Annotated in this window: 10 protein-coding genes; 8 read left to right on the forward strand and 2 right to left on the reverse strand. The window is 59.9% G+C overall.

Annotation, left to right across the window (positions count from 1 at the left end; all coding sequences use genetic code 11):
• Nucleotides 1–76 precede the first annotated feature (76 nt).
• From ATY78_RS02770 to ATY78_RS02785, 4 genes are all read left to right on the forward strand, one after another.
• Nucleotides 77–811, forward strand: coding sequence for a L,D-transpeptidase (locus tag ATY78_RS02770; protein WP_088680793.1), 735 nt, complete (start codon nt 77–79; stop codon nt 809–811).
• A 264-nt stretch (nt 812–1075) separates the two neighbouring features.
• The gene (locus ATY78_RS02775; protein WP_088680794.1) at nt 1076–1285 is read left to right on the forward strand and encodes a cold-shock protein; all 210 of its coding nucleotides are present in this window, start codon (nt 1076–1078) and stop codon (nt 1283–1285) included.
• 176 nt (nt 1286–1461) lie between these two features.
• Nucleotides 1462–1698, forward strand: coding sequence for a 30S ribosomal protein S21 (rpsU, locus tag ATY78_RS02780; protein WP_088680795.1), 237 nt, complete (start codon nt 1462–1464; stop codon nt 1696–1698).
• 93 nt (nt 1699–1791) lie between these two features.
• Nucleotides 1792–2025: a hypothetical protein gene (locus tag ATY78_RS02785; protein WP_088680796.1), complete on the forward strand. Its 234-nt coding sequence runs from the start codon at nt 1792–1794 to the stop codon at nt 2023–2025.
• A 30-nt stretch (nt 2026–2055) separates the two neighbouring features.
• On the opposite strand, the gene ATY78_RS02790 is transcribed toward ATY78_RS02785, so the two are convergent.
• Nucleotides 2056–2547 carry a MarR family transcriptional regulator gene (locus ATY78_RS02790; protein WP_088680847.1) on the reverse strand — a complete coding sequence of 164 codons (492 nt, stop codon included), beginning with the start codon at nt 2545–2547 and terminating at the stop codon, nt 2056–2058.
• 125 nt (nt 2548–2672) lie between these two features.
• Here ATY78_RS02790 and ATY78_RS02795 point away from each other — a divergent pair, with 125 nt between their 5' ends.
• Nucleotides 2673–3095 (forward strand): organic hydroperoxide resistance protein, encoded by a 423-nt coding sequence (locus tag ATY78_RS02795; protein ID WP_088680797.1) that lies wholly within the window; start codon nt 2673–2675, stop codon nt 3093–3095.
• 150 nt (nt 3096–3245) lie between these two features.
• On the opposite strand, the gene ATY78_RS02800 is transcribed toward ATY78_RS02795, so the two are convergent.
• Nucleotides 3246–3686: a MarR family winged helix-turn-helix transcriptional regulator gene (locus ATY78_RS02800; RefSeq protein WP_088680798.1), complete on the reverse strand. Its 441-nt coding sequence runs from the start codon at nt 3684–3686 to the stop codon at nt 3246–3248.
• 88 nt (nt 3687–3774) lie between these two features.
• Here ATY78_RS02800 and ATY78_RS02805 point away from each other — a divergent pair, with 88 nt between their 5' ends.
• The 3 genes from ATY78_RS02805 to ATY78_RS02815 all read left to right on the forward strand — a co-directional run bounded on the left by ATY78_RS02805 (nt 3775) and on the right by ATY78_RS02815 (nt 5886).
• Nucleotides 3775–4503 carry a thioredoxin family protein gene (locus ATY78_RS02805; protein WP_088680799.1) on the forward strand — a complete coding sequence of 243 codons (729 nt, stop codon included), beginning with the start codon at nt 3775–3777 and terminating at the stop codon, nt 4501–4503.
• A gap of 97 nt (nt 4504–4600) precedes the next feature.
• On the forward strand, nt 4601–5068 hold the full coding sequence (locus tag ATY78_RS02810) for a DUF1579 domain-containing protein (RefSeq protein ID WP_088680800.1): 468 nt from the start codon (nt 4601–4603) through the stop codon (nt 5066–5068).
• Between the two features lie 38 nt (nt 5069–5106).
• Nucleotides 5107–5886: a VOC family protein gene (locus ATY78_RS02815; RefSeq protein ID WP_088680801.1), complete on the forward strand. Its 780-nt coding sequence runs from the start codon at nt 5107–5109 to the stop codon at nt 5884–5886.
• Nucleotides 5887–6069 lie beyond the last annotated feature (183 nt).

Genomic DNA, 6069 nt, shown 5'->3' on the forward strand with positions numbered 1-6069 from the left:
TATCGGCATTGGACGAATCACCGGTTACCAGGTGCTTCGTTCGGCTTTCGCATCAACAGGAACTCAGTCCCGCGTCATGAGCTTCGATAGACATCTCTCCCGCCGCAATTTTCTTTCCTTGTCTGCGGTGACCGCGGCCTCCGCGCTCACCGGCTGCGCCTCCTCGGCCAACACGGTGACGTCAGGCGATACGAGGATCATCTACCGCTCGCCCGTTCGCCTGTTCCAGTCCATGGGGACGTCGAGCGTGCCGAGCGACGCCGAACTTGCCGTCATGTACGGTCCCGTCGAAGACGGCGGCTTCCTCATCCCCGCCGTGCCCTACGAGCAGATCGATCCGCGCTATTATCGCCAGCGGGTCGTCGACCCCACCGGACAGCGTCCCGGCACCATCGTCGTCGATACTCCGTCGCGTTTCCTCTACCTCGTCGAGAGGGACGGCATGGCGATGCGCTACGGCGTCGGCATCGGCCGCGAAGGTTTCGCCTGGCAGGGTTCGGGCGTCATTCAGTGGCGTCAGAAATGGCCGCGCTGGAAGCCGCCGAACGAGATGGTCGCCCGCCAGCCGGAGCTCGTCAAATATTCGATCGAGAACGGCGGCATGGAGCCGGGCCTGAAGAACCCGCTCGGCGCCCGCGCGCTCTACATCTTCTCGAATGGAGAGGATACGCTCTACCGCCTGCACGGCAATCCGGACTGGCGCTCGATCGGCAAGGCCGTTTCATCAGGCTGCGTCCGGCTGATGAACCAGGATATCATCGATCTCTACGATCGAGTCCCGACAAAAGCGCCGATCGTCGTCTGGCAGTAAAATGTCGCCGAGGCGGCCGCGATCCGGCCGTCTCGCCCGATTTTCCGCTGACAAGCGCTGTCCTCCATCCGTCTGCCGACGATTTTATTTTCGAAATAGCATTGCTTAATTCGATGAATGACCTACATGGGGCGTATCGAATATTGCTTGTGACCTTTGTCCACGCGCTGCGCTGAAGCGCTTCGTCAGATCTCGTCTCAACATCGATATTGCCGGCGGACATCCTGCCCCGGCTGCACTTAAACGGTTGATAAGGAGATCGTTATGAATTCAGGCGTCGTCAAGTGGTTCAATGGCACCAAGGGCTATGGCTTCATCCAGCCCGATGATGGTTCCACGGACGTTTTCGTCCATATCTCGGCGGTTGAGCGTGCCGGTATGCGGGAACTCACCGAAGGCCAGAAGGTCAGCTACGATCTCGTCCGCGATAAGAGGTCCGGCAAGAATTCGGCTGATAACCTTCAGGCCGCATGATTTGTCGTTTGTCCGTGCTGAGCACCTACCAGCAGCGGGCTGAGTGACTGTAAGAGGTCGGGTCCACGCCCGGCCTTTTTATTTTGACCGCCGAGCCGATCCTGAAGCTTTCGAGCAGAAGATCATGATTTCATTATTGATAGCGCGGCCTTATCGCCAACAGGAAGGATATCGTTTTGCAGGTACTCGTCAGGGATAACAATGTCGATCAGGCGCTCCGCGTGCTCAAGAAGAAGATGCAGCGGGAAGGCTTGTTCCGGGAAATGAAGGCGCGCAGCGCTTTTGAAAAGCCGTCCGAGAAACGCGCTCGTGAAAAGGCCGAGGCCATTCGCCGCCAGCGCAAGCTCGCCCGCAAGCAGATGCAGCGTGAAGGCCTGCTGCCGGCACCGAAGAAGACCCTCCGCGCCCGCTAATCCCGACCGTGGAATCACGGTCGACCGTGGAATCGTGGTTTTTCACGCGCGGAGTAATGGCTGAAGCATTGCCATCACCTCAGAAAGGGGCACATGACCGCCACCAAGGGAGAATTCTTCAATCCCGCCAAGCTTTCGCCTCGCGACAAGGCGGAGGCCACCGATCACACGGCGCGCGCCATCATCGAGGCCGAGGCCTCGGCCCGCGAGAAGAAGACGGAGAAGCTGAGAGCGCTGCGCCTGCAGCAGGCAGCCGAGGCCGAACCCGAAACGGCGCCCGCAAAGAAGCGGCGGTCGCCGGCCAAATCGCCTTCACGGCGACCCTGACCACCGATAGGATTGTCTCCGGCGCTGCCTTCAGCCGCCGCCGCCCGTGCCGGCCCGACCGAGATTGTCCCGCAGCCGATGCAGCATGTCGCGCATCCCTGCCATTTCCTCCAGCGTACAGCCTACGGCTTCGCCGATCGCCGTCATGATCGTATCGATCTCTCCCTTCATCGCCTGACCCTTCGGCGTCAGCGACACGATCACCTGCCGTTCGTCGCGCAGGTCGCGGATGCGCTTGATGAGGCCGCTTTGCTCCAGCCGTTTCAAGAGCGGCGATAGCGTGCCGGAATCGAGGTCCAGCTGTTCGCCGATCGTCTTCACCGGCAGTTCGCTGCGTTCCCAGAGCACCAGCATCACCAGATATTGCGGATAGGTAAGGCCGACCCTCTCCAGAATAGGCTTGTAGGCGCGGGTGAAAGCATGCGCCGTCGCATAGACTGCGAAACACAGCTGCTTTTCCAGCCGCTTTTCCTCCTGCGGTATCTCCATCGTCTTTTTCGTCTGCGCTTTCATATCCGTCATCCCCGAGGCGCCGATTGTCCTCTTTCCGATTTCGAAATGCAATTTGCAAAATTCACTTGCGTACAATTTAATTGTGCGATACTAAAAATCCAACCCCATCGTTGGGTCAACCAAAGGAGATCGTCATGCCTATTCTCTATACGACCAAAGCCTCTGCCACCGGCGGCCGCGCAGGCCGCGCCGTTTCCGACAACGGCGTTCTGGACGTGACGCTGACCGTCCCGAAGGAGCTCGGCGGCGACGGCGCGACCGGCACTAATCCCGAACAGCTCTTTGCCGCCGGCTACTCCGCCTGCTTCCTCGGTGCCCTGAAATTTGTCGCGGGCCAGCAGAAGGTCAAGATTCCCGAGGACACGACGGTCTCCGCCAAGGTCGGCATCGGCCCGCGTGAAGATGGCGGCGGCTTCGGCATCGAAGTGGCGCTGACGGTCAATATTCCCGGTGTCGACCGCGAAACGGCCGAAAAGCTCGCCGCTGCAGCCCATATCGTCTGCCCGTACAGCCATGCCATGCGCACTTCGACCGAAGTTCCGGTCACGGTTGCCTGATCTGTTCTAAAACGCGGCAGCCGATCGGCTGCCGCGTTTCCCGCCGGACGGCGCAATCCGAGATTGCGGGATCAGCGTGAAAAAAGGTTGCGTGTAAGCCTTGTTTGGCTGTTGCCGATAAGCCGCCGCTTTCGATATTTCGCCTGACATCTATGACAATGCCTGCAGATCCTGTCGCAGCCGCGCGGTGTCTGGCAGCTTGCCGTCGATCGCCGCATGTGTGCTTTTCCAGATCGGCAGCGCTTTTGCGAGCACATCCTTGCCTTCGGCCGTCAGGCTGAGCAGCCGGCCGCGCCTGTCTCTAGGGTTTTCCATCACCTTCACCCAGCCTCTGCGCTGAAGCGGCTTCAGGGCGGCCGTCAAGGTCGTCTGGTCCATGGCGAGCAGGGCGGCGACCGGCCCCATTGGCGGCGGCTCCGGCCGGTTCAGCGACATCATCAGGGAAAATTGTCCGTTCGTCAGCCCGACTGGTCTCAACGCATCGTCGAACAGCCGCGCAAGCGCGCGGGCGGCCCGCTGCACATGCAGGCAGAGGCAGGTGTCGCGCACCATCAGCGTCGTGGAAAAGGGAATCTCGATCGAATTTGACATGCTCAATTTCTATTGATATCAATCTATTTAGTCAAGGAGAAGGAGATGAGCCGGCTTCACCGGCCAGCGCCGGAGGAGGGCGCATCCCATGCAGAATGAGGTTGTTTCCCGCGAGCAATGGCTCGAGGCTCGCCGCGCCCTGCTGTTGAAGGAAAAGGAAGCGACGAGGCTGCGCGACAGCATCAATGCCGCGCGCTTGGCGTTGCCCTGGGTGAAGGTCGACAAGGACTACGTCTTCGAAACGTCCGAAGGGAAGAAGTCGCTCGCCGATCTCTTCGAGGGCCGCAGCCAGTTGCTGATCTACCATTTCATGCTTGGTCCGGATTGGGATGCCGGCTGCACCGGCTGCTCCTTCCTGTCGGATCACGTCGATGGCGCCCTGCCGCATCTGAACCATCACGACGTCACCTGGGTCGCCGTTTCACGCGCGCCGCTGGACAAGATCGCTGCCTACAAACGGCGCATGGGGTGGAAATTTCCCTGGGTCTCCTCCTTCGGCAGCGATTTCAATTTCGATTATCACGTTTCTTTCAGCCCGGAGGATCTTGCCAAAGACAAAGTCTTTTACAATTTCACTCCGATGGAACCGGCTGACGCCCATGACGAGCTTCCGGGCCTCAGCGCTTTCTACCGCAACGAAAAGGGTGAGGTCTTCCATACCTATTCGAGTTATGCCCGCGGGCCGGAAGAACTGATCGGCACGCTGATGATCCTCGACCGCGCTCCGAAAGGCCGTAACGAGGACACCACGATGAACTTCGTGCGCCGCCATGACGAATATGAGGAGGCCCAGAAGGCGCCATCCTGCTGTCACTGAGCCGGAGCATGATGCCGAAGGGCCTGCAGCGTTTTTCGGACGCCATCATGTTCTCAGCAATGCGGAAACAAACGCCAGCATCAGCCAAGGGAGAAGGATGATGAAGACTGCTGAAGTGCTGAAGGAACATTCTTTCCTGGAAAGACTGCTCGGGACATGGACGGTCACCGCACCCGACATGACGGGCGGCGGCGATTGGACGGAAACCGTCCGCTCGCTGCACGGCATCTGGTTCGTTGCCGAAGGGAGCGGCCGCATGCCCGATGGCAAGGAGGCCACCACCGTCCTGACGCTCGGCTACAACGCCGAGAAAGGCAAATATGTCGGAAGCTGGATCGGCAGCATGATGGACTTTATGTGGGTCTACGAAGGCGAGGTCGATGCACCCGGCAACGTGCTCGATCTCTATACCACGGGGCCTGATTTCAGTGGCGATGGGCTCGCCGATTACCGCGAAAGCATCACCTTCGTCGATGCCGATCACCGTACCTTCACGTCCAGCGTCAGGCAGGCCGACGGCTCGTGGAAGCAGTTCATGGAAGCGCATTACGCCCGCAAGATCTGACAACGATCGCGCCAAACGTCGAAAAATGGGAGAGTTTGATGTCTGAGACGCATGGAAAATTCATCTGGTGCGAGCTGATGACGCCCGACACGTCAGCCGCCGCGAAATTCTACAGTTCGGTCGTCGGCTGGACGACCTCCGAAATGAAGGTCGAGGGCATGCCCACCTATACGATTTTCGAGGCGAACGGCATTGGCGTCGCCGGCCTGATGGAATTTCCGGCCGAACTGGAGGGGCAGGGCATTCCCCCGAACTGGACGGGTTATGTCGGCGTCGACGACGTCGACCAGTCGGCCAGGGATTTTGCCGCCAATGGCGGTTCGGTCCGTCGTCCGCCGGAGGATATCCCGACCATCGGCCGCTTCGCCGTCGTGGCCGATCCCCATGGCGCGGTGCTCTGCATCATGACGCCAGCGCCGATGGAACAAACCTGGCCGGAACTGGCCTTCGACGCGCCCGGCAACATCGGCTGGCACGAACTCTACGCCGGTAATGGGGAGGAGGCGATGGCCTTCTATTCCAGGCTGTTCGGCTGGAAGAAGGACAGCGATTTCGACATGGGTCCGATGGGCGTCTATCATCTCTTCTCGCACGGCGGGAGGCAGATCGGCGGCATGATGACCAAGCCTGCGGAAATGCCGATGACCTTCTGGTGCTACTATTTCAACGTACCGGCCATCGATGCAGCGATAGAGCGCGTCACGTCAGGCGGCGGCAAAGTCGTCAACGGCCCGATGGAAGTCCCCGGCGGCAGCTGGATCATTCAGGCTACAGACCCGCAGGGTGCTTTCTTCTGCCTGGTGGCGCCGAAGCGGTAGGTGTTTGGGCATATTGTTGGCGGCGTGCCGTTAGCCCCTCATCCGGCTGCCGCCACCTTCTCCCCGCTGGGGCTATGGCATTCACACATTTAGAATTGCTTATGGAAAGCAGTTCTGATTCTCATGCTGGAGAGCAGGAGAATTGATGATGGATGATTTGCGCCTGGGACGGTTTGGCGACCG

It is taken from the genome of Rhizobium sp. R635, assembly GCF_002211285.1.
Classification (GTDB): Bacteria; Pseudomonadota; Alphaproteobacteria; order Rhizobiales; family Rhizobiaceae; genus Rhizobium.

Coding starts and splice junctions, on each gene's coding strand:
- ATY78_RS02805 (WP_088680799.1), top strand. CDS start 3,775: ATGCAGAATGAGGTTGTTTCCCGCGAGCAATGGCTCGAGGCTCGCCGC.
- ATY78_RS02800 (WP_088680798.1), bottom strand. CDS start 3,686: ATGTCAAATTCGATCGAGATTCCCTTTTCCACGACGCTGATGGTGCGC.
- ATY78_RS02815 (WP_088680801.1), top strand. CDS start 5,107: ATGTCTGAGACGCATGGAAAATTCATCTGGTGCGAGCTGATGACGCCC.
- ATY78_RS02790 (WP_088680847.1), bottom strand. CDS start 2,547: ATGACGGATATGAAAGCGCAGACGAAAAAGACGATGGAGATACCGCAG.
- ATY78_RS02795 (WP_088680797.1), top strand. CDS start 2,673: ATGCCTATTCTCTATACGACCAAAGCCTCTGCCACCGGCGGCCGCGCA.
- ATY78_RS02770 (WP_088680793.1), top strand. CDS start 77: ATGAGCTTCGATAGACATCTCTCCCGCCGCAATTTTCTTTCCTTGTCT.
- ATY78_RS02775 (WP_088680794.1), top strand. CDS start 1,076: ATGAATTCAGGCGTCGTCAAGTGGTTCAATGGCACCAAGGGCTATGGC.
- ATY78_RS02785 (WP_088680796.1), top strand. CDS start 1,792: ATGACCGCCACCAAGGGAGAATTCTTCAATCCCGCCAAGCTTTCGCCT.
- ATY78_RS02810 (WP_088680800.1), top strand. CDS start 4,601: ATGATGAAGACTGCTGAAGTGCTGAAGGAACATTCTTTCCTGGAAAGA.